This is a genomic window from Pseudomonas juntendi (assembly GCF_021560075.1).
Taxonomy (GTDB): domain Bacteria; phylum Pseudomonadota; class Gammaproteobacteria; order Pseudomonadales; family Pseudomonadaceae; genus Aquipseudomonas; species Aquipseudomonas juntendi.
In genome coordinates this window covers 1271755-1296142 of the sequence record NZ_CP091088.1, presented here as the reverse complement: position 1 = coordinate 1296142, position 24388 = coordinate 1271755, and the positions used below count along the sequence as shown (strand labels likewise).

Annotated in this window: 25 protein-coding genes; 15 read left to right on the top strand and 10 right to left on the bottom strand. The window is 63.3% G+C overall.

Features of this window, described 5'->3' with window-relative positions; all coding sequences use genetic code 11:
• Window positions 1-79: 79 nt before the first annotated feature.
• From L1P09_RS05925 to L1P09_RS05910, 4 genes are all read left to right on the top strand, one after another.
• Window positions 80-715, top strand: coding sequence for an RluA family pseudouridine synthase (locus tag L1P09_RS05925; protein WP_029885883.1), 636 nt, complete (start codon window positions 80-82; stop codon window positions 713-715).
• Window positions 716-874: 159 nt separating this feature from the next.
• Complete coding sequence (locus L1P09_RS05920; RefSeq protein ID WP_029885882.1) at window positions 875-2164, top strand: M18 family aminopeptidase; 1290 nt, start codon at window positions 875-877, stop codon at window positions 2162-2164.
• Between the two features lie 183 nt (window positions 2165-2347).
• Window positions 2348-2515 carry a hypothetical protein gene (locus L1P09_RS05915; RefSeq protein ID WP_009686254.1) on the top strand — a complete coding sequence of 56 codons (168 nt, stop codon included), beginning with the start codon at window positions 2348-2350 and terminating at the stop codon, window positions 2513-2515.
• 44 nt (window positions 2516-2559) lie between these two features.
• Window positions 2560-4713: a mechanosensitive ion channel family protein gene (locus tag L1P09_RS05910; RefSeq protein WP_029885881.1), complete on the top strand. Its 2154-nt coding sequence runs from the start codon at window positions 2560-2562 to the stop codon at window positions 4711-4713.
• Between the two features lie 38 nt (window positions 4714-4751).
• Here L1P09_RS05910 and L1P09_RS05905 read toward each other — a convergent pair whose 3' ends face one another.
• Window positions 4752-5465: a UTRA domain-containing protein gene (locus L1P09_RS05905; protein ID WP_029885880.1), complete on the bottom strand. Its 714-nt coding sequence runs from the start codon at window positions 5463-5465 to the stop codon at window positions 4752-4754.
• Window positions 5466-5783: 318 nt separating this feature from the next.
• On the opposite strand from L1P09_RS05905, the gene L1P09_RS05900 reads away from it, so the two are divergent.
• From L1P09_RS05900 to L1P09_RS05875, 6 genes are all read left to right on the top strand, one after another.
• Window positions 5784-6848, top strand: coding sequence for an ABC transporter substrate-binding protein (locus L1P09_RS05900; protein WP_029885879.1), 1065 nt, complete (start codon window positions 5784-5786; stop codon window positions 6846-6848).
• Between the two features lie 138 nt (window positions 6849-6986).
• Window positions 6987-7793: an alkaline phosphatase family protein gene (locus L1P09_RS05895; protein WP_009686249.1), complete on the top strand. Its 807-nt coding sequence runs from the start codon at window positions 6987-6989 to the stop codon at window positions 7791-7793.
• Window positions 7772-8620, top strand: a complete 849-nt coding sequence (locus tag L1P09_RS05890; RefSeq protein ID WP_054881375.1) for an ABC transporter permease — start codon at window positions 7772-7774, stop codon at window positions 8618-8620. Before L1P09_RS05895 ends, L1P09_RS05890 begins: the two co-directional genes overlap by 22 nt.
• Entirely contained in the window at window positions 8610-9404 is a 795-nt protein-coding gene (locus tag L1P09_RS05885) for an ABC transporter permease (protein WP_029885877.1), read from the top strand. The genes L1P09_RS05890 and L1P09_RS05885 overlap by 11 nt, the downstream gene beginning before the upstream one ends.
• Window position 9405: 1 nt before the next feature.
• Window positions 9406-10395 (top strand): ABC transporter ATP-binding protein, encoded by a 990-nt coding sequence (locus L1P09_RS05880; protein WP_009686245.1) that lies wholly within the window; start codon window positions 9406-9408, stop codon window positions 10393-10395.
• A 14-nt stretch (window positions 10396-10409) separates the two neighbouring features.
• Window positions 10410-11063, top strand: coding sequence for an HAD family hydrolase (locus L1P09_RS05875; protein ID WP_029885876.1), 654 nt, complete (start codon window positions 10410-10412; stop codon window positions 11061-11063).
• A 106-nt stretch (window positions 11064-11169) separates the two neighbouring features.
• Here the strand turns inward: L1P09_RS05875 and L1P09_RS05870 are convergent, their stop codons facing one another.
• Window positions 11170-12132: an NAD(P)H-quinone oxidoreductase gene (locus L1P09_RS05870; RefSeq protein ID WP_009686243.1), complete on the bottom strand. Its 963-nt coding sequence runs from the start codon at window positions 12130-12132 to the stop codon at window positions 11170-11172.
• Window positions 12133-12275: 143 nt separating this feature from the next.
• On the opposite strand from L1P09_RS05870, the gene L1P09_RS05865 reads away from it, so the two are divergent.
• Window positions 12276-14357, top strand: coding sequence for a carboxy terminal-processing peptidase (locus tag L1P09_RS05865; RefSeq protein ID WP_165944151.1), 2082 nt, complete (start codon window positions 12276-12278; stop codon window positions 14355-14357).
• Window positions 14358-14453: 96 nt separating this feature from the next.
• Here L1P09_RS05865 and L1P09_RS05860 read toward each other — a convergent pair whose 3' ends face one another.
• The 8 genes from L1P09_RS05860 to L1P09_RS05825 form a co-directional block, all read right to left on the bottom strand.
• Entirely contained in the window at window positions 14454-14822 is a 369-nt protein-coding gene (locus L1P09_RS05860; RefSeq protein WP_009686241.1) for a hypothetical protein, read from the bottom strand.
• On the bottom strand, window positions 14819-15157 hold the full coding sequence (locus L1P09_RS05855; protein ID WP_029885875.1) for a helix-turn-helix domain-containing protein: 339 nt from the start codon (window positions 15155-15157) through the stop codon (window positions 14819-14821). The genes L1P09_RS05860 and L1P09_RS05855 overlap by 4 nt, the downstream gene beginning before the upstream one ends.
• A gap of 283 nt (window positions 15158-15440) precedes the next feature.
• Complete coding sequence (locus tag L1P09_RS05850) at window positions 15441-16058, bottom strand: Fic/DOC family protein (RefSeq protein WP_029885874.1); 618 nt, start codon at window positions 16056-16058, stop codon at window positions 15441-15443.
• Window positions 16055-16225: a YhfG family protein gene (locus tag L1P09_RS05845; protein WP_009686237.1), complete on the bottom strand. Its 171-nt coding sequence runs from the start codon at window positions 16223-16225 to the stop codon at window positions 16055-16057. The genes L1P09_RS05850 and L1P09_RS05845 overlap by 4 nt, the downstream gene beginning before the upstream one ends.
• A gap of 77 nt (window positions 16226-16302) precedes the next feature.
• Window positions 16303-16743: a YkvA family protein gene (locus tag L1P09_RS05840; protein ID WP_029885873.1), complete on the bottom strand. Its 441-nt coding sequence runs from the start codon at window positions 16741-16743 to the stop codon at window positions 16303-16305.
• Between the two features lie 289 nt (window positions 16744-17032).
• Entirely contained in the window at window positions 17033-17797 is a 765-nt protein-coding gene (locus L1P09_RS05835) for an FKBP-type peptidyl-prolyl cis-trans isomerase (protein ID WP_009686235.1), read from the bottom strand.
• Window positions 17798-17990: 193 nt separating this feature from the next.
• Window positions 17991-18923 carry a pca operon transcription factor PcaQ gene (gene pcaQ, locus L1P09_RS05830; RefSeq protein ID WP_009686234.1) on the bottom strand — a complete coding sequence of 311 codons (933 nt, stop codon included), beginning with the start codon at window positions 18921-18923 and terminating at the stop codon, window positions 17991-17993.
• 10 nt (window positions 18924-18933) lie between these two features.
• The gene (locus L1P09_RS05825; protein WP_029885872.1) at window positions 18934-19863 is read right to left on the bottom strand and encodes a helix-turn-helix transcriptional regulator; all 930 of its coding nucleotides are present in this window, start codon (window positions 19861-19863) and stop codon (window positions 18934-18936) included.
• 414 nt (window positions 19864-20277) lie between these two features.
• Between L1P09_RS05825 and L1P09_RS05820 the strand changes: the two genes are divergently transcribed.
• The 4 genes from L1P09_RS05820 (at window position 20278) to L1P09_RS05805 (ending at window position 24300) form a co-directional block, all read left to right on the top strand.
• A complete protein-coding gene (locus L1P09_RS05820; RefSeq protein WP_009686232.1) occupies window positions 20278-21618 on the top strand; it encodes an MFS transporter in 1341 nt (446 codons plus the stop codon).
• Between the two features lie 203 nt (window positions 21619-21821).
• Window positions 21822-22532 (top strand): fumarylacetoacetate hydrolase family protein, encoded by a 711-nt coding sequence (locus L1P09_RS05815; RefSeq protein WP_154211813.1) that lies wholly within the window; start codon window positions 21822-21824, stop codon window positions 22530-22532.
• A gap of 18 nt (window positions 22533-22550) precedes the next feature.
• Complete coding sequence (locus L1P09_RS05810) at window positions 22551-23309, top strand: SDR family oxidoreductase (RefSeq protein WP_029885869.1); 759 nt, start codon at window positions 22551-22553, stop codon at window positions 23307-23309.
• 40 nt (window positions 23310-23349) lie between these two features.
• Complete coding sequence (locus tag L1P09_RS05805) at window positions 23350-24300, top strand: 2-hydroxyacid dehydrogenase (RefSeq protein WP_029885868.1); 951 nt, start codon at window positions 23350-23352, stop codon at window positions 24298-24300.
• Window positions 24301-24388 lie beyond the last annotated feature (88 nt).

Genomic DNA, 24388 nt, shown 5'->3' with positions numbered 1-24388 from the left:
CCTGTGGGAGCGGCCTTGTGTCGCGAAAGGGCCGCAAAGCGGCCCCGCTGTTTTCCCCTGATATAACCGAGACCGAGCAATGCCGCTGTCGAACATCCAGATCCTGCACGAAGACGCCGCCATCCTGGTGATCAACAAGCCGACGCTGCTGCTGTCGGTGCCTGGCCGCGCCGACGACAACAAGGACTGCCTGATCACCCGCCTGCAGGAAAACGGCTACCCCGACGCCCTGATCGTGCACCGCCTGGACTGGGAAACGTCGGGCATCATCCTGCTGGCCCGCGATGCCGACAGCCACCGCGAGCTGTCGCGCCAGTTCCACGACCGTGAAACCGAAAAAGCCTACACCGCGTTGTGCTGGGGGCAGCCGGCGCTGGACAGCGGCAGCATCGACCTGCCGCTGCGCTACGACCCACCGACCAAGCCCCGCCACGTGGTGGACCATGAGCAAGGCAAGCATGCCCTCACCTTCTGGCGCATCGTCGAGCGCTGTGGCGACCACTGCCGGGTGGAGCTGACCCCGATCACCGGGCGTTCACACCAGTTGCGCGTGCACATGCTGTCGATCGGGCACCCGTTGCTGGGCGATCGCCTGTATGCCAACCCGCAGGCATTGGCGGCGCATGAGCGGTTGTGCCTGCACGCCTCGATGCTGAGCTTCACCCACCCGGTTTCCGGGCAACGGCTGAAGTTCGAGTGCCCTGCACCTTTTTGAGCTGCAAGCTGCAAGCTGCAAGAAAAAGCAAAGACAGATCGCGTGGAAGCTTGCTCCGCGGACTGCCTTTGCTTGAAGCTTGTAGCTCACGACTTGTAGCTTATGGCTTGTAGCTTATGGCTTGAAGCTTATAGCTTGAAGCTCGAATTGGAGTGAGTTATGCGCGATGCACTGAATTCTGGCCTTATCGACTTTCTCAAGGCCTCCCCCACGCCCTTCCATGCCACCGCCAGCCTGGCCCAACGCCTGGAGGCAGCCGGTTACCAGCGCCTGGACGAGCGTGATAGCTGGGCCACGGTGCCGGGCGGGCGCTACTACGTTACCCGCAACGATTCATCGATCATCGCCATCAAGTTGGGCAAGCAAGCCCCGCTACACCACGGTATCCGCATGGTCGGCGCGCATACCGACAGCCCTTGCCTGCGGGTCAAGCCGCAGCCCGAGCTGCAGCGCCAGGGCTTTTTGCAACTGGGCGTAGAAGTGTATGGCGGCGCCCTGCTGGCGCCGTGGTTCGACCGCGACCTGTCGCTGGCCGGGCGGGTCACCTACCGCCGTGATGGCAAGGTCGAAAGCCAACTGATCGACTTCAAACTGCCCATTGCCATCATCCCCAACCTGGCCATCCACCTGAACCGCACCGCCAATGAGGGCTGGGCGATCAACCCGCAGAACGAACTGCCGCCGATTCTGGCCCAGGTGGCCGGTGACGAACGCATCGACTTCCGCGCCCTGCTCACCGAGCAACTGGCCCGTGAACACGAGCTGATCGCCGACGTGGTGCTGGACTACGAACTGAGCTTCTACGACACCCAGCAGGCCGCCCTGGTCGGCCTGAACGGCGACTTCATCGCCGCGGCCCGCCTGGATAACCTGCTGTCGTGCTACGCCGGCCTGCAGGCACTGCTGGCCGCCGACAGCGACGAAACCTGCGTGCTGGTGTGCACCGACCATGAAGAGGTCGGTAGCTGCTCGGCCTGCGGCGCCGATGGCCCGATGCTGGAGCAGACCCTGCAACGCCTGCTGCCCGACGGCGACACCTACGTGCGCACCCTCCAGCGTTCGCTGATGGTATCGGCCGACAACGCCCACGGCGTGCACCCCAACTATGCCGACAAGCACGACGGCAACCATGGGCCCAAACTCAACGCCGGGCCAGTGATCAAGGTGAACAACAACCAGCGTTACGCCACCAACAGCGAAACCGCTGGGTTCTTCCGCCACCTGTGCATGGCCGAAGAAGTGCCCGTGCAGAGCTTCGTGGTACGCAGCGACATGGGCTGTGGCTCGACCATCGGGCCGATCACGGCCAGCCACCTGGGTGTGCGCACCGTGGATATCGGTTTGCCGACCTTTGCCATGCACTCGATTCGCGAGCTGTGTGGTAGCCATGACCTGGCGCACCTGGTGAAGGTGCTGACAGCGTTCTACCGGTGCCGCGAGCTGCCTTGAGCTAGGCAGGTCTGGCCCTATCGCCGGCAAGCCACACAGGTACTGCACAACCTTCAGGGCTGGCGCTTTCCCTGTGGGAGCCGGCTTGCCGGCGATAGGGCCTGGCCTGCTCAAGGTCAATCCCGCTTCGCTTGCCACCCGCTATGCTTGTTACATGGCCCCACTGCAAAAGGATTGCTGTCCATGTCCCCGTTTTTGTCCCTGTTCGTGCCGGTTTTCCTGTTCCTGCTGTTGCTGACCGTTGGCTTCAGCATGCGCGAACGCAGTATCGGTGTGCTGATGATGTGGATCGGCACCTTGGGCATCTTTGGCCTTACCTGCTGGAAGATCCTCGAGAAACTGCCGACATAAACCTCTACACTCGGCCAATCGTTTGACCTGAGGTAGATTTGCCAGTGCCTGCCCTTCTGCGTTTCCTGTTCCTACTGTTCTTGCTGTTCATCACCCCGGTGCAGGCAGCGGGCCTGCCCAGCCTGCTGGGCAGCAGCGCGCCCGCGCAGCCGGAGGCCACCGAGCCACTGGGCGAGTCGCTGGACGAGGTGATCAAGAACCTCGAGAACGACCAGCAACGGGCCAAGCTGCTGGCCGACCTGAAAAAACTGCGCGATGCCACCCGGCAAACTCAGCCCAGTGTCGAGCAAGGTGTGCTCGGCCTGATCGGCGGTGCGCTGAGTGACTTCGAAAAACAGTTCAGCGGCGATGCCAGCCCGTTCCACCGCTGGGCGGCGGAAATCGAACAGGCCCAGGTCGAGCTGACCGAGCTGATGGTGCCGGTGCACCAGTGGCCGGCCATCCTGTTCGGCTTTGCCGCGGTGATTGCCGTGTGGAGCCTGCTGGCCTACTTCTTCAACTGGGTCGGCCACCGCATACGCCTGCGGTTTGGGCTGAGTGAAGAACTGCCGCAACACCCACGCACCTGGGACCTGGTGCGCTTTGCCTTGCGCAAGCTGGGCCCCTGGCTGGTGGCGCTGGTGTTCACCGTGTACCTGAGCTTCGTGCTGCCGCCGTCACTGGGCAAATCGCTGGCCATGGTGCTGGCCTACGCGCTGGTGGTGGGCACCTGCTTCTCGGCGGTGTGCGTCATCGCCTTTTCGCTGCTCGACGGCCCGCACCGCCACCGCGCCCTGCATATCCTGCGGCACCAGGCGTTCCGGCCGCTGTGGCTGATCGGCAGCTTCGCCGCCTTTGGCGAGGCCATGAGCGACCCGCGCCTGCTGGTGGCATTGGGTACCCACCTGGCACATGCGCTGGCAACCCTGGCCAATGTGATTGCCGCCCTGTGTACCGGGCTGTTCATCCTGCGCTTCCGCCGGCCGATCGCCCACCTGATCCGCAACCAGCCGCTGTCCCGGCGCCTGACGCGGCGCACGCTCAGCGACACCATCGAGATCCTTGGCAGCTTCTGGTTCATTCCCGCACTGATCCTGGTGGCGATTTCACTGTTCGCCACCTTCGTTTCTGCCGGTGACACCAGCACCGCGCTGCGCCAGTCACTGATGTGCACGGTGCTGGTGGTGGTGTGCATGGTGCTCAATGGCCTGGTGCGGCGGCATGCAGCCAACCCCAAGCGGGCGGCCAAGCGCCAGGCGGTGTATGCCGAGCGCCTGCGCAACTTTGGCTACCTGCTGGTGCACATCCTCATCTGGCTGCTGTTCATCGAGCTGGGCTTGCGCGTGTGGGGCCTGTCGATGATCACCTTCGCCGAGGGCGACGGTCACGACATCAGCGTGCGCCTGCTGGGGCTGGCCGGCACGCTGATCGTCGCCTGGCTGGTGTGGATCCTGGCCGACACCGCCGTGCACCATGCCTTGGTACGTTCGCGCCGGGGGCTGGCCAATGCCCGCGCGCAAACCATGATGCCGTTGATCCGCAACGTGATGTTCGTGGTCATCTTCATCATTGCCGTAATCGTGGCCCTGGCCAACATGGGCATGAACGTCACCCCGCTGCTGGCCGGTGCCGGCGTGATCGGCCTGGCCATCGGCTTTGGCGCGCAGTCGCTGGTGGCCGACCTGATCACCGGGCTGTTCATCATCATCGAAGACTCGCTGGCCATCGACGACTACGTGGATGTCGGCGGCCACCTGGGCACCGTCGAGGGGCTGACCATCCGCACCGTGCGCCTGCGCGATATCGACGGCATCGTGCACACCATTCCGTTCAGCGAAATCAAGAGCATCAAGAACTACTCGCGGGAGTTCGGCTACGCGATCTTCCGGGTGGCGATCCCGCACAGCATGAACATTGACCAGGCCATCACGCTGATTCGCGAAGTCGGGCAAAAACTGCGCAACGACCCACTGATGCGCCGCAATATCTGGTCGCCGCTGGAGCTGCAGGGCGTGGAAAGCTTCGAGTCGGGTTCGGCGGTGTTGCGAGCACGGTTCAAGACCGCGCCGATCAAGCAGTGGGAAGTGTCGCGGGCGTTCAACCTGGCGCTGAAGCGGCAGCTGGACGAGGCCGGGCTGGATCTGGCGACGCCACGGTTGTCGGTGCAGGTGGTGACCGCCGGGGGTGGTGGGATGGCGGAAACCGGTTCCTCCAGTTAGCGCCTTTTCGCGGGCTTGCCCGCGAAGCAGCCAACACCCTAGCCCGCCTGGGCACGAATACGAATGGCATCATGCCGCCAATACTCCAGGTCACAGTCGATCAGGTGCCCATACTGGTCGCTGTTGACCCGGGTAATGTGCAGCCCCGGGCTCCCCGCCGATACTTTTAACGCCCCCGCCGCTTCGACCGGCAATGCCGTTGGCAGGATCTCGAAACACACCTGCCCATACTCGATGCCATACACCCGCCCATAGATCTCGGTCAGCGACTGCGCCAGGTCGTGCTCGAGGATGTCCGGAAAATACCGGGGGGCGAGGTAGTGCTCGGCATACAACACTGCCCGCCCATCAATGCGCCGCAATCGGCAGATGCGCACCACACTGGACAACGCCGGCATCTGCAGGCGTGCGCAGATGGCTGCCGGGGCTGGCTGCAGCCGCGCCGACAGCAGCTCGGTGCTGGCCACGCGCCCTTGGGCGCGCACCATGGCATGGAAGTGGCTGCGTTCGATCAGGTCGTAGGTCAGGCGCTGCGGCGCCACAAACCAGCCGCGCCGCTCTTCGCGGTAGATCAGGCCCTGGGCTTCCAGCTGCACCAGCGCTTCACGCAGGGTAATGCGCGTGGTGCCGAACAGCTCGCTCAGCCGGCGCTCGGCCGGCAACTTGCCGCCCGGCTCCAGCAAGCCGTGCTCGATCTGCTCCTGCAGGGCATGGCAGATGGCTGTTACCGCACGCGGGGGCGTCGACTGCATCAAAAGGTTACCTATCTGGACTAGTCCAGCCCCACAAAGGGGCCTGTGAAGATTAGTGCAGCCTAGGCAGGGCTGATGAATATCCTGTGACAAGCGCCTGCCGCGACCCTTGCCAGAAACGCGCCAAGGCCGCCCGACCGGTTGAATTCCGTGGTCTACGCTTTAGTCGCAGGGCCGTTGCCGGTGTACCCCTACATCAAATTGTCACGCAAGCGGCCTACCTTGGCTCAAGGTTTGCTGACCTAGACCAACGGTCACCAGACAACCCCTTCACTCCTAACAACGATCGCTACAGGCACCCATACCAAGGAGCTTCGGATGAAAAAGTTGTTCATGGCGTCACTGCTCGGTTCGGCCATTACCCTGTGCACCTCGGCGCTGGCCGCCGGCCCTGACCTCAAGGCGCTGGAAGACGCCGCCCGCAAGGAAGGCACCATCAACAGCGTGGGCATGCCCGATGCCTGGGCCAACTGGAAAGGCACCTGGGAAGACCTGGCCAGCAAATATGGCCTCAAGCACAGCGACACCGACATGAGCTCGGCGCAGGAGCTGGCTAAGTTCGAGGCCGAGAAAGACAACGCCAGCGCCGATATCGGTGACGTGGGCGCCGCCTTCGGCCCGATTGCAGTGGCCAAGGGTGTCAGCCAACCGTACAAGCCCAGCACCTGGGACCAGGTGCCGGCATGGGCCAAGGATGAAGATGGCCACTGGGCACTGGCCTATACCGGCACCATCGCCTTCATCATCAACAAGGATCTGGTCAAGGAAGGCGAACGCCCGAAAACCTGGCACGACCTGGAGAAAGGCAAGTACAAGGTCGCTATCGGTGACGTCGGCACCGCTGCCCAGGCGGCCAACGGCGTGTTGGCCGCGGCCATCGCCTACAAAGGCAGTGAAAGCAACATCGAACCCGGCCTGCAACTGTTCACCAAGCTGGCCCAGCAGAAGCGCCTGTCCCTGGCGAACCCGACCATCCAGACCCTTGAAAAGGGTGAAGTTGAAGTGGGCGTGGTATGGGACTTCAACGGCCTGAGCTACCGCGAGCAGATCGACCCCAAGCGTTTTGAAGTGCTGATCCCGGCCGACGGCTCGGTGATTTCCGGCTATACCACCGTCATCAACAAATACGCCAAGCACCCCAACGCTGCCAAGCTGACCCGTGAATACATCTTCAGCGACGCCGGGCAGATCAACCTGGCCAAGGGGCATGCACGGCCGATCCGGGCCGAGCACATGAAGCTGCCGGAAGACGTGCAGGCCAAACTGCTGCCCAATGAGCAGTACAGTGCGGCGCAGCCGATCAAGAATGCCGAAGCCTGGGAAACGACCTCGAAGAAGCTGCCGCAATTGTGGCAGGAGCAGGTGATCATCGAGATGGAATGAAGAAGCTTCAAGTAGCAAGCTGCAAGCTACAAGTGGAAGCCGGTGAGCGCCATGCCGGCTTCTTCTTGCAGCTTGTAGCTTGCAACTTTCAGCTTTCAGCTTTCAGCTAGAACCGCCTGCAGCTCATTGGGAGCCACCATGCAACACAACGTCATCCTGGTCCTGCTAGACGGCCTCAACTACCAGGTCGCCCACCATGCCATGGGCCACCTGCACGCCTATGTCGAGGCCGACCGCGCCGCGCTGTACCGCGTGGAATGCGAATTGCCATCGCTGTCACGGCCGTTGTACGAATGCATCCTCACCGGCGTAGCGCCCATCGACAGCGGTATCGTGCACAACGGCGTCAACCGCCTGTCCAACCAACGCAGCGTGTTCCACTACGCGCGTGAGGCCAACCTGGGCACGGCGGCAGCGGCCTATCACTGGATGAGCGAACTGTACAACCGCTCGCCTTTCGACCCGCAGCGCGACCGCCATACCCACGCCCCGAAGCTGCCGATCCAGCACGGGCTGTTCTATTGGGACGACCGTTACCCGGACTCACACCTGCTGGCCGACGGCGAGTACCTGCGCCGGCGGCACGCCCCGAACTTTCTGCTGTTGCACCCCATGAGCATCGATGATGTCGGCCACCACCATGGCCTGGACAGCAGCCAGTACCGCAATGCCGCGCGCAGCGTGGACATCCTGCTGGCCGACTACCTGCCAGGCTGGCTCGAAGAGGGCTACCAGGTACTGGTCACTGCCGACCACGGCATGAACAACGACCGCTCGCACAATGGCTTGCTCACCGAGGAACGCGAAGTGCCGCTGTTCGTCTTTGGCGAAGCCTTCAGCCTTGACCCGGCCGCCAAGCCACAGCAGACCGAGCTATGCGGCACCATCTGCGAGCTGCTGGGCGTGGCGCACGACAAAACGGTATGCAGGGAGTTGCTCAAGTGAACCGCAGCCGCTACCTGGCCTTGCTGTGCCTACTGCCGTTCGCGGTGTTCTTCGTCATCTTCCAGATCGCCCCGCTGGCCTGGGTGGCGATCAACAGCTTGCAATCGGAGGCTGGCTGGGGCCTGGCCAACTTCAGCAAGGTGTTCACCTCGAAGTTCTACCTGCAGGCGTTGCAACGCAGCCTGGAGATCAGCTTCTGGTCGAGCCTGTTCGGTATCGTCATCGCTACCCTCGGTGCCTATTCGCTGCGCCAGGTAGACTCGAGGCTGCGCGACTTCGTCAGCGCTTTCGCCAACATGACCAGCAACTTCGCCGGGGTGCCGCTGGCCTTTGCCTTCATCATCCTGCTCGGTTTCAACGGCGCACTGACCCTGCTGCTGAAGCAGATCGGCCTGCTGGAAGACTTCAGCATCTATTCCAGAAACGGCCTGATCCTGGTGTACACCTACTTCCAGATCCCGCTGGGCGTGCTGCTGCTGTACCCGGCATTCGACGCACTGCGCGAAGACTGGCGTGAATCGGCGGCACTGCTGGGCGCCAGCCACTGGCAGTTCTGGCGGCACATCGGCCTGCCGGTGCTGACCCCGGCCCTGCTGGGCACCTTCGTCATCCTGCTGGCCAATGCCCTTGGCGCGTACGCCACCGTGTACGCGCTGACCACTGGCAACTTCAACGTACTGCCGATCCGCATCGCTGGCCTGGTGGCCGGTGACATCAGCCTCGACCCCAACCTGGCCAGCGCGCTGGCAATGGTTCTGGTAGGGCTGATGACGCTGGTCACGGTGGTGCATCAATGGCTACTGAAACGGAGCTACCATGCGCGCTGAAACCCGTGCCGGCGGCTGGTACCACCGCGCCGTGGTGTACCTGCTGTTCCTGATTCTGCTGTTGCCCCTGGCCGGCACCCTGCTCTACTCGCTGGCTACCAGTTGGTCGGCCAGCCTGCTGCCCAGCGGCCTGACGTTCAAGTGGTACATCGCGCTGTGGAGCGAACCCCGCTTCCTGGCGGCGTTCGGCCAGTCGCTGCTGGTCTGCGTGGGGGCGCTGCTGCTGTCGGTGGTACTGATCCTGCCCTTGTTGTTCGTGGTCCACTACCACTTCCCCAGGCTCGACGGGCTGATGAACATCCTGATCCTGCTGCCCTTCGCGGTACCGCCGGTGGTGTCGTCGGTAGGGCTGCTGCAGCTGTACGGCAGCGGGCCGATGGCCATGGTCGGCACGCCGTGGATCCTGATCGGCTGCTACTTCACCATCGCCCTGCCGTTCATGTACCGGGCGATCACCAACAACCTGCAGGCCATTCACCTGCACGACCTGATGGACGCAGCCCAGCTGCTGGGCGCCAGCACCTGGCAAGCCGCACTGCTGGTGGTGCTGCCAAACCTGCGCAAGGGCCTGATGGTGGCGCTGCTGCTGTCGTTCTCGTTCCTGTTCGGGGAGTTCGTGTTCGCCAACCTGCTGGTCGGCACCCGCTACGAGACCCTGCAGGTGTACCTGAACAACATGCGCAACAGCAGCGGCCACTTCAACAGCGCGCTGGTGATTTCCTACTTCGCCTTCGTGCTGGTACTGACCTGGGTTGCCAACTGCCTGAACAAGGACAAGACCTGACATGAGCTTCGTCAGCGTACAGCAATTACACAAGCGCTATGCCGGCAACCCGGTTTTCGAGAACATCGACTGCCACATCGAGCGCGGCGAATTCGTCACCCTGCTCGGCCCCTCCGGGTGCGGCAAGTCCACGCTGCTGCGTTGCATCGCCGGGCTCACCCCGGTGGACCGCGGGCAGATCCTGCTGGACGGCCACGACATCGTGCCGCTGAGCCCGCAGCAACGCGGCATCGGCATGGTGTTCCAGAGCTACGCGCTGTTCCCCAACATGACCGTGGAGCAGAACGTTGCCTTTGGCCTGCGCATGCAGAAGGTCAAGGCCGAGGAATGCCAGCGGCGCGTGCGCGAGGCACTGGACCTGGTCGAGCTGGGCACCTTTGCCGGGCGCTACCCGCACCAGCTGTCGGGCGGCCAGTGCCAGCGCGTGGCCTTGGCCCGCTCGCTGGTCACCCGGCCACGCCTGTTGCTGCTCGACGAGCCGCTGTCGGCACTGGATGCACGTATCCGCAAGCACCTGCGCGAGCAAATTCGCGCGATCCAGCGCGAACTGGGGCTGACGACCATCTTCGTCACCCACGACCAGGAAGAGGCGCTGACCATGTCTGACCGTATCTTCCTGATGAACCAGGGGCGCATTGTGCAAAGCGGCGATGCCGAAACCCTTTACACTGCGCCGGTGGACCTGTTTGCCGCAGGCTTTATCGGCAACTACAACCTGCTTGACGCCGACAGCGCCAGCCGCCTGCTGCAACGCCCGATAGCCTGCCGCCTGGCGATCCGCCCGGAATCCATCACCTTGGGCCTGGCGGGTGAGCGCGACGCCGAGGTACGCAGCCATAGCCTGCTGGGCAACGTGATCCGCTACCGCGTTCAAGTGCGTGGCGTGGAACTGGTGGTCGACGTACTCAACCGCTCACCGGCCGACCTGCATGCAGACGGGCAACGGGTGAGCCTGTCGATCGACCCCACGGCGCTACGCGAAGTGGCCTAAGGAGATGCAACACGATGGCATTGGCAATTTTCGATCTGGACGAAACCCTGATCCACGGCGACTGCGCGTCGCTGTGGAGTGAACAGATGGCCCGGTTGGGCTGGGTCGATGGCAAGGAATTCCTGCGCCGCGACCATGAGCTGATGGAAGCGTACGGCAAAGGCCACCTGCAGATGGAGGACTACATGGCCTTCAGCCTGGAGCCGATAGCCGGGCGCACCCTGGAGGAAGTCGAGCATTTGGTGGAGCCGTGGGTTGAAGAGGTGATCGAACCGATCATCTACGGCGACGCCTGCCGCTGCATTGCCGAGCACCGCAAGCGCGGCGATCGCATTCTGATCATTTCCGCTTCGGGCACGCACCTGGTGGGGCCGATTGCGGCGCGCCTGGGCGTGGACGAATACCTGGCGATCGAGCTGGAGGCGGTGAACGGGGTGTATACCGGCAACACCCATGGGGTACTGACCTACCGCGAGGGCAAGATTACCCGGCTGTTGGAATGGCTGGACCAGGAGCAGGAGAACCTGGAGGGGGCGAGCTTCTATTCCGATTCGAGGAATGACCTGCCGTTGTTGTTGAAGGTGGATCACCCGTATGCGGTGAACCCGGATGGGGTGTTGCGCGAGCACGCCGAGAAGAATGGCTGGCCTGTCTTGAGTTGGACTTGAGGGACATGGGGGCGCTTCGCGACACAAGGCCGCGCCTACAGGCAAATGCAACCTCCTGTAGGAGCGGCCTTGTGTCGCGATGGGCTGCTCAGCAGCCCCGGCAACCTCAAGCCAGGCTCGGGTCGATCACCATCACCAACTTGCCCGACACCTGGTTGGTCTCCAGCTCGGCATACGCCGCCTGGGCGAACTCCACAGGGTAGGTATCGACCAGTTGCGGCGACAGGCGCCCTTCGCTGAACAGCGGCCACACCTGCTGCTGCAACTCGCGCAGCAGCTCGGCCTTGAAGCTGTCATCACGGTTGCGCAGGGTAGAACCGGTGATCCCCAGGCGCTTGCCCAGTACCTGAGCCAGGTCCAGCTCGAACGTGCGGCCGCCCATCAGGCCGATGATCACCCAGCGCCCGTCACGGGCCAGCAGTTTGAGGTTGAGTTCACCATAGCTGGCCCCCACCGGGTCGAGAATCACGTCGAACGGGCCCAGACCTTCCAGCGCGTCGAGGTTCTGGTTACGCACCACGCCACCTGCTGCGCCCAAGGCCTGGCAATAGGCCAGGCGGTCCGCCGAGCCGACGCTGACCCAGACCGGGCTGCCAAAGGCCTTGCACAGCTGAATGGCTGCCGAGCCGACGCCGCTGGCACCGGCGTGCACCAGGACCTTCTCGCCCGCCTTCAGCGCACCAAGCTGGAAGATGTTCAGCCAGGCAGTGGCGTACACCTCCGGCAGTGCAGCGGCTTCATGCAGGCCAAGGCCTTCGGGCACCGGCAGTACGTGGCGGGCGTCGACCACCACTTCCTCGGCCATGGCACCGCTGGCCAGCAGCGCGCAGACCCGATCACCCACGCGCCAGGCTGCGCCAGCGCCCACTTCTTCGACCACCCCGGAGCACTCCAGCCCCATGTACGGGCTGGCACCTGGCGGCGGTGGGTACAAACCTTTCATCTGCAGCAAATCGGCGCGGTTCAACCCCGCCGCAGCCACGCGGATGCGCACTTGGCCCGCGTCACAGGTCGGGCGTTCGGCCTCGACCCAGGTCACATGTCCGTCAACGCCTTGCAATGCCTTCACAGTGCCTCCATAGTTGAATCATATGACCGAGCCTGGGATCGTTGTGCCCAGGCTTTTTGCAGTATGCGCCCGGCTCTTTTGGAACCGGCGAACGGAAAAGACGGCCTACTATGCGTGATCAATTGCCCCCACGTCGAATCAGCATGAAGCATTTCCTCCCAAGCACCGCCCTGGCCATGATGATCGGCCTGGGCAGCCTCGCGCTCGGCGGCAATGCAGCGGCCGCCAACAAATGGGACAGCCTGCAACCCGACCGCGACGAGATTGTCGCCAGCCTCAATGTGGTGGAGTTGCTCAAGCGCCACCATTACAGCAAGCCGCCACTGGATGACGCCCGTTCGGTCATCATCTATGACAGCTACATCAAGCTGCTGGATCCGGCGCGCAGCTACTTCACCGCGGCCGATATCGCCGAATTCGACAAGTGGAAAACGCAATTCGACGATTTCCTCAAAAGCGGCAACCTCGACCCGGGCTTCACCATCTACAAGCGCTACCTCGACCGCGTCAAGCAACGCCTGGACTTCGCCCTGGCCGAGCTGAACAAGGGCGTGGACAAAATGGACTTCACCACCAAGGAAACCTTGCTGATCGACCGCAAGGACGCGCCATGGCTGAAGGACCAGGCTGCGCTTGACGACCTGTGGCGCAAACGCGTGAAAGACGAAGTGCTGCGCCAGAAGATCGCCGGCAAAGAGCCCAAGCAGATCCAGGAAACCCTGACCAAGCGCTACAAGAACCAGCTGGCGCGCCTGGACCAGACCCGTGCCGAGGATATCTTCCAGGCCTACATCAACACCTTCGCCCAGTCCTACGACCCGCATACCAACTACCTGTCGCCAGACAACGCGGAAAACTTCGACATCAACATGAGCCTGTCGCTGGAAGGTATCGGCGCAGTGCTGCAAAGCGACAACGACCAGGTCAAGATCGTGCGCCTGGTGCCGGCCGGCCCGGCAGCCAAGACCAAGCAGGTGGCACCGGCAGACAAGATCATCGGTGTCGCCCAGGGCAACAAGGAAATGGTCGACGTGGTCGGCTGGCGCCTGGATGAAGTGGTCAAGCTGATCCGCGGCCCGAAAGGCTCGGTGGTGCGCCTGGAAGTCATCCCGGCCAGCAACGCGCCGAGCGACCAGACCAGCAAGATCGTGTCGATCACCCGCGAGGCGGTGAAGCTGGAAGAGCAGGCGGCGAAGAAGTCTGTGCTCAAGCTCAAGCAGGACGGGCGTGACTACAAGCTGGGCATCATCGAGATCCCGGCCTTCTACCTGGACTTCAAGGCCTATCGCGCCGGCGACCCGGAGTACAAGAGCACCACGCGTGACGTGAAGAAACTGCTCACCGAGCTGCAGAAAGAGAAAGTCGACGGCGTGGTCATCGACCTGCGCAACAACGGCGGCGGCTCGTTGCAGGAAGCCACCGAACTGACCAGCCTGTTCATCGAGAAAGGCCCGACGGTGCTGGTGCGCAACAGCGATGGCCGGGTCGACGTGCTGGAAGACGAAAACCCCGGTGCCTTCTACAAAGGGCCGCTGGCGCTGCTGGTCAACCGCCTCTCGGCTTCGGCCTCGGAGATTTTCGCCGGTGCCATGCAGGACTACCACCGCGCGTTGATCATTGGCGGCCAGACCTTCGGCAAGGGCACCGTGCAGACCATCCAGCCGCTCAACCATGGCGAGCTGAAGCTGACACTGGCGAAGTTCTACCGGGTATCCGGGCAGAGCACCCAGCATCAGGGCGTACTGCCGGACATCGACTACCCATCGATCATCGACACCAAGGAAATCGGCGAAAGCGCCCTGCCCGAGGCCATGCCTTGGGACACCATTCGCCCGGTGGTCAAGCCCGCTGCCGACCCGTTTAAACCGTTCCTGGCGCAGCTCAAGGCCCAGCATGAGGCACGTAGCGACAAGGATGCCGAGTTCACCTACATCCGCGACCGCCTGGCCCTGACCCAGAAGCTGATGAACGAGAAAACCGTCAGCCTCAACGAGCAGGACCGCCGTGCCCGCCACGACGAGATCGAGGCGAAACAACTGGCGCTGGAAAACACCCGCCGCAAGGCCAAGGGTGAAGAGCCACTCAAAGAGCTGAAGAAAGAGGACGAAGACGCGCTGCCGGCCGAGGATGAAAACACCAAGCCGGAAGACGACGCCTACCTGGCAGAAACCGGTCGCATCCTGATCGACTACCTCAGCGCCAGCAGCAAAGTGGCCAAGAAGTAAGGCCGCTGGCTGTCGCGACACAACAAGGGCCGGGCATGCAAATGCCCGGCCCTTTCATTTCATGCCTGCCTGGATAAAACCCGGTGCAGCTGGCGATCAGGCGCTTTCGGGGTAGCTGTATTCGAACACCCGCACCACTTCGGAAGCATGCCACGACGCGGCCTCCATACCGTCGATCGGGCCGGAAAAGCGCCCCAGGCGCTCTACGCATTCGAAAAAGCCGGTACGCGGCAAGCGGCTGGCGCCCTGGCTGATGACCAACGAACTGCGTAGCGGTTGCTCGGCACGCGCGTCCAGCACCGCCAGGTATTCCAGCGCAGCGGTGAGTGTCTGCATGGCCGGGCTGGGCAATTGCAAGCGCTCGATCAGCGCTCTGTAAGTCAGCAAGTGACGTTGACGGCGGGCCAGGTCAAGCTCGCCCAGCAGGTTGTCCCAATGCTGACGGCTGATCCTGACCTGGCTCATGATGGCTCGCTCCAGCCTGCGACCCCCAGGTGCCAGGCCAGAGCACGGCGGATGGCGGCATCCGGGTGGCGTTCGCCTGATTCGATCATGGCCAGGTAGGCCGGGCTGACCCCAACATTGCGCGCCAGTTGCTCAGGCGCGATGCCCTTGGCCTGGCGGATCTGTGCAACTTCACTGAACGCCGGCAGCGCTGCAACGGCTGCGGCGGGAGCCGGCTCGCTGGCACCGGCCTCGGCAGGTGCCTGCCCTGCAGCCTGCAGCAGCGCCTGGTACTGCTCCCAGGGAACCACGGCGTACTCGGGCTGACCGTCGCGGCTGATGACCTGAATACCCATTACAAACCCCTTCAACAAGGATTACAGCATGCAATCCATACGGCCTATCTGGGGGAGCCGGCATAGGCGTTGCAATACAGCGCGGCAACCCTGCCCTCTCATCCAACCGGATGACAGCCAATAGCGAACGGCAATCGGGCTGCTCCCCTTCTGTTATATCTCATTGTAAGAGATTTCCAGCAGGCGTGCTCGAGAGCGGACATCGTCAGACGAGGTCGGCCCCCAATGAATGTCACCGCCAGTTTGCAATCGCTGAAGCACCCACAGAATCAGAGAACAAGTATCAAGATGGATCGTTGGCTTCCCTGATCGGAGCGCCGATACATTGATTGAAGACGAGCTCCAAAGCCTGGTCATTGCCTTGAAAAGACTCGATATTCGCCGCTACCCACTGCTCCTGGCCAACCCGTCCCCAGGTAATCTCGAAACCAGCGTTCACGACTAGCCATTCAAACAGAACACGCTGAGCCCGACCATTACCTTCACGGAAGGGATGAGCGACATTCAATGTTCCATACGATTGAGCAACGGAAACCACGAGCGAATCACGAGAGTAGCCTTCAAACCAGCCCGCCCGCGCCATTCTGGAAAACTCTTTCGCTACCTCTGGCTCGATACGGTCCGGTACACAGAAGTGGCTATGGCCCTTGCTGATCTTTACGGATCGAGTTTCTCCAGCCCAACTGTAGATACTGGAAAACAGACAGCGGTGAATTCGTTTTAATGTACCTAGATCGTATGGAGGCTCTTCGAACTCCAGCTGCGATGCCGCTACCTGGGTGAGGTAACGCTCAGCTTCCGTCAGATCCTCTGCATTGCGCAGATTGAGAAGGTTCTTCAGGACGTCCGTGTCAGGGTAGCAATCAGGGTCTTGATAGACCCCATACTTGTCGACACTCAAGCCTTGAGTTGCCGCACGGCTTCGCGTGCAGCAGCACGGGCAGGCAACTTCGCTTTCCCGTCGTCTGGCGGCACGATAAAGCCTTCAAGGCGCAGGCTGTTTTCGAAATTCGCAGTGCGATGCTTGGCGAACCACGCTTTTTTGGCGTGCAGGCTTAGCTTGTCCATGGACGAGTCTCTAATGTCTGTAGGTGTCATTGTAGCCGACAGACTCCAAGCCAGGCCAGCTACCCAAAAGTTCGGTTTTACCGGGTATTGCGCTCCAGGCGCAGTGCTTCCGGTGTCGCGGGCAGCCGCTCGACCACGCGTAGCCGCTCGGGTGCCTGGCTGTCGCGCCAGGCCCTGAAGCGGGCCAGTTCGTCGGCCACGGTTTTCAGTACCCAGCCCAGCACTGCGATGTCGTCGAGGAACCCGACGCCCAGCAACCAGTCGGGGATTGCGTCGATGGGGCTGACGAAATACAGCAGGCCAGCGACGATGGTCACCAGCGCCTTGGGGCTGATGGCGCGGTATTCGCCGCGCCACCATGCCAGGCACAGCGACTGCAGCAATTTCACGTCGTCACGCAACTGGCCAAGGCGTGGGCCTTTGCGCGCCACGGCGAACAGCAAGGCCGGCAACCGGCCGCGGCTAAGCAGGCGCTCGGCCAAGGGCAGGAAACGGGCGAAATTCCAGGGTGCGCTCATGGAACCTCCGAGAGGGAAAAGGTTATCCACATTTATTGTGGATAACCTTGTGAACAGGCCACAGTTTCTGACCCTGGGTGCCTGCCAGGCAAGGGCCCCGGTCAGATCGGGCGTTTTTTACACAGTCGTTACAGGCTGTTGCTACCAGCGCCGCGAGCGACTTGCGTCAGAAGCGTCCTACTTCTTCACGCTGCATTTCCTCGGACAGTATCAGCAGTGGCAGGTTCGTCCAAGCAGCTGAAACGAAAACGCCCCGTAAAGACGGGGCGTTTTCGGCAAACAGCCAGTATTACTTGGCAGGGGCTTCGGCAGGCGCTTCAGCGGGGGCTTCAGCGTCCGGCTCAGCGCCTTGCAGCTGGGCCGGGTCCTTGATGGCGATCAGTTCAAGATCGAACACCAGTACCGAGTTGGCCGGGATCAGCGGGCTTGGGCTTTGTGCACCGTAGGCCAGTTCAGCCGGGATGAACAGCTTGTACTTCTCGCCAACGTGCATCAGTTGCAGGCCTTCGACCCAACCTGGGATGACGCCGCTCACCGGCAGGTCGATGGGGCTGCCGCGCTCGACGGAGCTGTCGAAGACCTTGCCATCGATCAGCTTGCCTTCGTAGTGAACAGTCACCACGTCGGTCGGCTTGGGCTGCGGGCCGTCGGCCTTCTTGATCACTTCGTACTGCAGGCCCGAAGCGGTGGTTACGACACCCGGCTTCTTGGCGTTTTCCTCAAGGAACTTCTTGCCAGCAGAGGCGGCTTCTTCGCTGGCCTTGGCCAGGCGCTCTTCGGCACGTTTCTGCAGCGAGGTGAAGGCCTCTACCAGCTCTTCGTCCTTGATACGCTGTTCTTTCTTGCCAACGGCGTCTTCGATACCGAGGGCGACTGCTTTGGAATCAAGGTCTTCCATGCCTTCCTGAGCCAGGCTCTTGCCCATGTTCAGGCCAATTCCGTAGGAGGCTTTCTGCGCCGGGGTCTTCAGCTCGGGGCTGCTGGCCTGTTGATCACAGCCAGCCAGTACCAGGCCAACCAGGGCAACCGCAGCCGCCAAACGATGCTGTTTCATGTCATTTCCTTGTTCATGCGCCATAAGGGCAATCAGGGTAGAAGCCGCGAGCTTATCAGGCGTCCCCAACCCATGGCTACCGGCATAAGAGCCAACAAAGAGGGAATAGTTCCACAGCCTCGCGCACGGCAGGAAGGCCTTGCGGCTGCCGGTTCCACCTCAAGGCGCTGAGCGCCCTGCTGACAGCGCCGGCTCAGGGGTAAACGCCCTCGCGGTACTGCCCGGCCACTTCGCGCAGCACTTCACACACCCACTGCCCCGGCAGGCTTTGCGGCAGGGCCGCATTGCGACAGATGCCCACCGAGCCACCGGGTTCACGCACCCCCAGGTCAAGTTCGACCAGCTCGCCACGGCGCAGGTCGAGCAGCACGGCATCGCGCGGCGCCACCCACACGCCGTCACTGCTCAACAGGTAGCGCCGGCTCAACGCCAGGGACAGCGTTTCCAGGCGCTGCGCCGGCATCTGGATGCCGCATTGCACGAACAGGCTGTCGGCATGCTGGCGGATGGTGGTACCCGCAGGCGGCAAGACCAAGGGGTAACGCCCTACCTGGCCGCGCTCCACGGGGGTGCGGGCCAGCAGTGGGTGACCTGGGCGTACCACCAGGCTCATCGACTCGCTGTACAGGTGCTCGAACGACAAACCCTGGATTTGCGGGCTGTCGGTCATGCGCCCGACCACCAGCTCCAGTTCCCCCAGGTGCAGTTGGCCAAGCAGTTGTGCGCTGACCCCGGTCACCACCCTGATCACCAGCGCCTCATGACGCTGATGCAGGCGGCACAGCACTTCGGGCATGAGCAGGCCCTCGACCGTGGACAGCACGCCGATGCGGACCTGCGACGGCGCCCGTGCCTCGCCGCGCAGGCTGCTGACGCCATCGCGCAGGGCTTGCACGCTGGGCCCGGCATAGCGCATGAAGCGCGTACCGGCCGGCGTCAGCTCGACCCCTTGGCGGCTGCGTGCGAACAGCCGCGTTTCCAGCAGGTCTTCGAGCTCCTTGAGGGTCTTGGAGATCGCCGGCTGACTGATGGCGAGCACGTTGGCAGCCCTGGCCAGGCTGCCCTGCCGGGCAATCTCCAGAAAGCACAGCAGGTGGCGGTACTTGATGCGGGTGTCGAGGTTCATGCCGGCAAGCTTACCGCATCGCCACCTGCGGCGTATCCGGGTCGCGCTGCTGGCGACGGAACTGCCCGGGTGGCAGGCCGTGGATCTGGCGGAAACGTCGGGAAAAGTAGGCTTCGTCGGCAAAGCCGCACAGCCGTGCCACCTCGCCCACCGGGCGGCTGCCGTTGAGCAGGTAGTTGCGTGCGGCGTGCATGCGCCGCTCCAGCACCAGCTCACTGAAGGTCTTGCCGATTTCCTTGCGCAGCCAGTGGGTCAAGTAGGTAGGCGACAGGTAGGTGGCGGCGGCGACCTTCTGCAGGTTGAGGTCGGGGTCGTCGATATGCCTGCGCAGGTATTCGCTCATGCGGCCCAGCGCAGCGCGGCGGCTGAGCTGTGCGGCATTGCTCTCGGCCAGTTCGCGCAGCGGCTCGGCATACAGGCCACAGACCTGGCCGATCAGTTGCAGCAACAGGCCCTTGAGGATTTCGCGGGTGCCGAAGCGGCGGTTGGCATCCAGTACACGCATGCGCTCGAGGACTTGGCGTAACTCGGCAAAGTCGGCCTCGCCCAGGCAAAAGTCGAGGTGCTCCTGAAAGCGGAAGGGGGACAGCTCTGGCGCCTGCAGGATCGACACCTCTTCCAGGTCCATCGGGTCACAGGCCAAGTGCGGCAGCAGGAAGGTCTGGGAGAAGTTGATCACCACGAAGTCACTGTTGGCCGGGTGCGGGATCACATGCACCCGGTGCGGGAGGATGAAAGCCAGGGTGTTGCGCCTGAAGGGGCGCTGCACGCTACCGATGTGTTGCACCGTGTCGCCGCCCAGGTTGACCTGGATCTGGAAGTACTCGTGGCGATGTGGCGCTGTCTCGGCGGGGCGGCCGCGCTGGTCGCGGATGTAGAAGTCCATCAGCTCGCTGCGCTGCTGCATGACGTAGGTCGGGACCTCGCGCTTTGGGGGCATTGGGCTTACTCCAGGTTCCAGAAGGGCGCTGCCTGTTCCGGCCGCTTCGCGGGCACGCCCGCTCCCACAGCATCATCACAGGGCTTGAGGGCTGCGCTGCACCTGTGGGAGCGGGCAAGCCCGCGAAGAGGCGGGAGCAGGCAACACAAGTTGTACGATGTCCAAACTCATCAAATTAAACCTGTCTGCAAAAACCTGCGCAACCCTGAACGTCCACAGCCCGCTAGAAATGCGACGCCCAGCAGAAAAACCGGTCAAAACCCTACCTCTCGATTTTTTGGACAGTGCAGTCTTCCCTCGCCTCCCGTGAAAAAAACGATCTAAAACTGCCGTTGCATTCAAGACGTTGTACGACCACCTTAGTAGAGGGACTGCAGCCCAACCTCTACCAACAACAACAAACGAGGTCGACTCATGTCGAGCACGCCTACCCCCCGCGCCGCGTCGTCGTACGCGCTGGACGCGGCCCCTGCCCAGCGCCTGCCCACCCGCCGCCGCTGGTTCATGCTGTCGCTGCTGCTGGTGGCGACCATCATCAACTACGTCGACCGGGTGAACATTTCCATCGCCGCGCCGTTCATGGCCAAGGACCTTGGCCTGGACAAGGTGGAGATGGGCCTGATCTTCTCCGCCTTCGCCTGGACCTACGCCCTGGCCTTGGTGCCGGCAGGCTTCATCGCCGACCGCTTCGGCTCGCGCCTGACCTACGGCGTGTCGCTGATCAGCTGGTCGGCAGTGACCGTGGCCCAGGGCCTGGCCAGTGGCTTTGCCTCGCTGTTCGGCCTGCGCCTGGCGGTCGGTGCCATGGAGGCCCCGGCCTTCCCGGCCAACAGCCGCGCCGTCACCGTGTGGTTCCCCGCCCGCGAGCGCGGCATGGCCAGCAGCATCTACGTATGCGGCCAGTACCTGGGCACGGCGCTGTTCACTGGCGCCCTGCTGTGGCTGGCGACCACCTACGACTGGCGCCATGTGTTCTACAGCACGGGCCTGGTCGGCATCGTGTTCGGCGTGGTGTGGCTGTTCCTGTACCGCGACCCGTTGAACTGCAAGAAGGTCAGCAAGGAAGAACTGGCCTACATAGAGAACGGCGGCGGCTTGGTCAAAAGCAGCCAGCAACGCACCCGTTTCGACTGGCGCCAGGTCGCCGAGCTGTTCCGCTACCGCCAGGTGTGGGCGATCTGCCTGGGCAAGTTCGCCAGCACCTCGGCACTCTATTTCTTCCTGACCTGGTTCCCGACCTACCTGATCGAAGAGCGCCAGCTGACCTTGATCAAGGTCGGCATTTTCGCGGTCATGCCGTTCATTGGCGCTACGGTGGGCATCCTGCTGGCGGGCATCGTCTCCGACCTGCTGATCCGCAAGGGGTACTCGCTGTCGTTCGCCCGCAAGCTGCCGCTGGTGGTGGGCTCGATGCTGGGCATGTCGATCGTGCTGGTGAACTTCACCGACTCCAACGTGCTGTGCATCGCCGTCCTGACCCTGGCGTTCTTTGCCCAGGGTATCGCTTCGTCGTCATGGGCGGCGGTGTCGGAAGTGGCGCCCAAGGAGCTGATCGGCCTGACCGGCGGGATTACCAGCCTGGCCGCGAACATTGGCGGCATCGTTACGCCCATCGTGATTGGCGCGATCGTGCAGGCCAGCGGTTCATTCGCCATGGCGTTCTGGTTCATTGGCGCGGTGGCGTTGATGGGGACGCTTTCGTATTCGCTGCTGCTGGGGAAGCTGTACCGCATCGAGCTCAAGACTGCAGCTTGAGATTCCCACGGCCTGTGCTGGCCTCATCGCTGGCAAGCCAGCTCCCACAAGGCCTGCGCAGTTGCCTGGACCTGTGGGCGCAGGCTTGCCGGCGATAGGACCGGTACAGGTTGCCTGGATAGTCCAACCCAACCCCGCTTTCGTCCAACTTTACCGGCCAGCCCGTGACATACGCTGGCCACCCCAGCAAGGAGGATTGACCCATGACTTACCTGTTCACCCCCCCGGCCATCGTCAGCCTGCCGATCCGCGGCAGCGATGTGCGCTTTCCGGTCGGCCGGGTGTTCTGCCTGGGCCGCAACTACCCATGGCCGGAAACCTACGGGCCGGCGCCACAGGAGCCGGTGTTCTTCATGAAACCAGCGAGCAATGTGGTCGAGGCAGCGGGCGAGCTGCCCTTCCCGCCGCAGACCGACGAGTTCTGCCACGAAATCGAGCTGGTCGCAGCCATCGCCAAGGGCGGTGCCGACATCGCCCCGGAGCATGCCTTGGAACACGTGTTCGGCTTTGCCGCCGGCCTGGACATGACCCGGCGCGATCACCAGCGCAAGGCCAAGGCCGAGGGCCTCCCCTGGGAGGCGGCCAAAGTGTTCGAGGCCTCGGCCCCCATGACTGCCATCGTCCCCGCCAGCGAGTGCGCCTGGCCGCTGAATGCGACGCTGTGGCTGCAGGTCAATGGCCAGGAGCGCCAGCGTGCCCACCTCAGCCAGCAGACCTGGACGTTGGCCGAAGTCATCAGCCGGCTGTCCCGCCAGCTGCCGCTCCGCCCGGGCGACCTGATCATGACCGGCAGCCCGCCCGGGGTGGCGGCGCTGAACCCAGGCGACACCCTCCACGCCGGCATCGACGGTATCGGCGAACTGCACTTGCACGTCGGCCCCCGCCCTGCCGGGCAAGCCGCCAACGCTGCCTGATTCCCCTGGAGTGACGAAATGAAGCAGAACAGGAAAATCGCTCTGGTCACCGGCGCCGGCAGCGGCATCGGCCGCGCCGTCGCCCTCGCCCTGCTGGAGGATGGCTTCAGCCTGGTCCTCGCCGGGCGCCGTCTCGAACCGCTGCAAGCGGTCGTCGAACAGGCGCAGGCTGCGGGCGGTGAAGCCATGGCGGTAGCCACTGACGTGCGAGATGAACAGAGCGTCGCGCAGCTGTTTGCCACCGTCGAGGAGGTACATGGGCGCCTCGACGTGATCTTCAACAATGCCGGCATCAATGCCCCGGCCGTACCGGTCGACGAGCTGCCGCTGGAAAACTGGCGCAACGTCATCGCTACCAACGTCGATGGGGTGTTCCTCTGTGCCCGCGCGGCCTTCGGCCTGATGCGCCGCCAGCAGCCGCAAGGCGGGCGGATCATCAACAACGGCTCGATATCGGCGCATACCCCGCGCCCGTTCACCGCGCCCTACACCGCCAGTAAGCATGCGGTGCTGGGCCTGACCAAGGCACTGGCGCTGGACGGCCGGCCTTACAACATCGTCTGCAGCCAGGTAGACATCGGCAACGCCCTGACCGAGCTGTCCGAGCGCATGACCCGGGGTGTGCGCCAGGCCAATGGCGAGATCGCCGCCGAGCCAATGCTAAACGTGCGCCATGTGGCCGACGCGGTGCGCTACATCGCTGCGCTGCCGCTGGACGCCAACGTGCTGAACATGACCGTGATGGCCAGCAACATGCCATTCGTTGGCCGTGGCTGAACCTTGCTTTCGATGAACCCTGTTCCTGATGGAGTGACCGATGAAACCCGAAGTCCTGCAACTTAGCCCGATCCTCATCCCGCAGATCCGTGAGCGCCTTGAACAGTTGTTCACCGTACACCGCTACTACGAACAGGCCGACAAGCACGCCTACGTCAGCCAGCATGCCGACAATATCCGCGGCGTGATCACCGGTGGCCACACGGGTATCAGCCAGGCACTGATGGCGCGCCTGCCCAACCTGGAAGTGATCGCGGTCAATGGTGTCGGCACCGACGCGGTCGACCTGGCCTACGCCCGCGACCGCGGCATCCAGGTGACAGCGACCATCGGCGCCCTCACCGAGGACGTTGCCGACCTCGCCATCGGCCTGCTGATCGGTGTGTGCCGGGGCATCTGCACCGGTGACCGTTTCGTGCGCGCCGGCCATTGGGCCACCAGTGCCACGCCGCTGGCACCGTTGCCACTGGCCCGTCAGGTGTCGGGCATGCGCGTGGGCATTGTCGGCATGGGCCGGGTCGGCCGCGCGGTGGCGCAGCGGGCAGCCGCGTTCGGTTGCCCGATTCGCTACACCGACTTGCAGGCGCTGGATGTGCCATACGGCTTCGAGGCCGACCTGCTGCAGTTGGCCAAGCACAGCGACGCACTGATCCTTGCAGCGGCGGCCGACAAGGGTGAGGCGCTGATCGATCGCGACGTGCTGCGGGCCTTGGGCAGCGAGGGTTACCTGATCAACATCGCGCGCGGCAAGCTGGTGGACGAACCGGCCTTGATCGCGGCATTACAGGCTGGCGAGATCGCCGGCGCGGCGCTGGATGTGTTTGCCGATGAGCCGCGAGCGCCCGAGGCGTTGTTCGAGCGTGAGGACGTGGTACTGCAGCCGCACCGGGCCAGTGCCACCGTGCAGACCCGCACGCGCATGGGCGAGATGGTGGTGGCCAGCCTGGTAGATGTGTTTGCCGGGCGCACGCCGCAGGGGCTGGTGTTCTGAGGCACTAGTGCCGGCCTCTTCGCGGGCTCGCCCGCTCCCTCAGATTCATCGCAGGGCTTGAGGGCTGCGCTGTACCTGTAGGAGCGGG

What these genes read in the sequence shown, in the direction of transcription:
- L1P09_RS05925 (WP_029885883.1), top strand. Translation starts at nt 80, where the DNA reads ATGCCGCTGTCGAACATCCAGATCCTGCACGAAGACGCCGCCATCCTG.
- L1P09_RS05920 (WP_029885882.1), top strand. Translation starts at nt 875, where the DNA reads ATGCGCGATGCACTGAATTCTGGCCTTATCGACTTTCTCAAGGCCTCC.
- L1P09_RS05915 (WP_009686254.1), top strand. Translation starts at nt 2,348, where the DNA reads ATGTCCCCGTTTTTGTCCCTGTTCGTGCCGGTTTTCCTGTTCCTGCTG.
- L1P09_RS05905 (WP_029885880.1), bottom strand. Translation starts at nt 5,465, where the DNA reads ATGCAGTCGACGCCCCCGCGTGCGGTAACAGCCATCTGCCATGCCCTG.
- L1P09_RS05900 (WP_029885879.1), top strand. Translation starts at nt 5,784, where the DNA reads ATGAAAAAGTTGTTCATGGCGTCACTGCTCGGTTCGGCCATTACCCTG.
- L1P09_RS05895 (WP_009686249.1), top strand. Translation starts at nt 6,987, where the DNA reads ATGCAACACAACGTCATCCTGGTCCTGCTAGACGGCCTCAACTACCAG.
- L1P09_RS05890 (WP_054881375.1), top strand. Translation starts at nt 7,772, where the DNA reads ATGCAGGGAGTTGCTCAAGTGAACCGCAGCCGCTACCTGGCCTTGCTG.
- L1P09_RS05885 (WP_029885877.1), top strand. Translation starts at nt 8,610, where the DNA reads ATGCGCGCTGAAACCCGTGCCGGCGGCTGGTACCACCGCGCCGTGGTG.
- L1P09_RS05880 (WP_009686245.1), top strand. Translation starts at nt 9,406, where the DNA reads ATGAGCTTCGTCAGCGTACAGCAATTACACAAGCGCTATGCCGGCAAC.
- L1P09_RS05875 (WP_029885876.1), top strand. Translation starts at nt 10,410, where the DNA reads ATGGCATTGGCAATTTTCGATCTGGACGAAACCCTGATCCACGGCGAC.
- L1P09_RS05865 (WP_165944151.1), top strand. Translation starts at nt 12,276, where the DNA reads ATGAAGCATTTCCTCCCAAGCACCGCCCTGGCCATGATGATCGGCCTG.
- L1P09_RS05860 (WP_009686241.1), bottom strand. Translation starts at nt 14,822, where the DNA reads ATGAGCCAGGTCAGGATCAGCCGTCAGCATTGGGACAACCTGCTGGGC.
- L1P09_RS05855 (WP_029885875.1), bottom strand. Translation starts at nt 15,157, where the DNA reads ATGGGTATTCAGGTCATCAGCCGCGACGGTCAGCCCGAGTACGCCGTG.
- L1P09_RS05845 (WP_009686237.1), bottom strand. Translation starts at nt 16,225, where the DNA reads ATGGACAAGCTAAGCCTGCACGCCAAAAAAGCGTGGTTCGCCAAGCAT.
- L1P09_RS05840 (WP_029885873.1), bottom strand. Translation starts at nt 16,743, where the DNA reads ATGAGCGCACCCTGGAATTTCGCCCGTTTCCTGCCCTTGGCCGAGCGC.
- L1P09_RS05835 (WP_009686235.1), bottom strand. Translation starts at nt 17,797, where the DNA reads ATGAAACAGCATCGTTTGGCGGCTGCGGTTGCCCTGGTTGGCCTGGTA.
- pcaQ (WP_009686234.1), bottom strand. Translation starts at nt 18,923, where the DNA reads ATGAACCTCGACACCCGCATCAAGTACCGCCACCTGCTGTGCTTTCTG.
- L1P09_RS05825 (WP_029885872.1), bottom strand. Translation starts at nt 19,863, where the DNA reads ATGCCCCCAAAGCGCGAGGTCCCGACCTACGTCATGCAGCAGCGCAGC.
- L1P09_RS05820 (WP_009686232.1), top strand. Translation starts at nt 20,278, where the DNA reads ATGTCGAGCACGCCTACCCCCCGCGCCGCGTCGTCGTACGCGCTGGAC.
- L1P09_RS05815 (WP_154211813.1), top strand. Translation starts at nt 21,822, where the DNA reads ATGACTTACCTGTTCACCCCCCCGGCCATCGTCAGCCTGCCGATCCGC.
- L1P09_RS05810 (WP_029885869.1), top strand. Translation starts at nt 22,551, where the DNA reads ATGAAGCAGAACAGGAAAATCGCTCTGGTCACCGGCGCCGGCAGCGGC.
- L1P09_RS05805 (WP_029885868.1), top strand. Translation starts at nt 23,350, where the DNA reads ATGAAACCCGAAGTCCTGCAACTTAGCCCGATCCTCATCCCGCAGATC.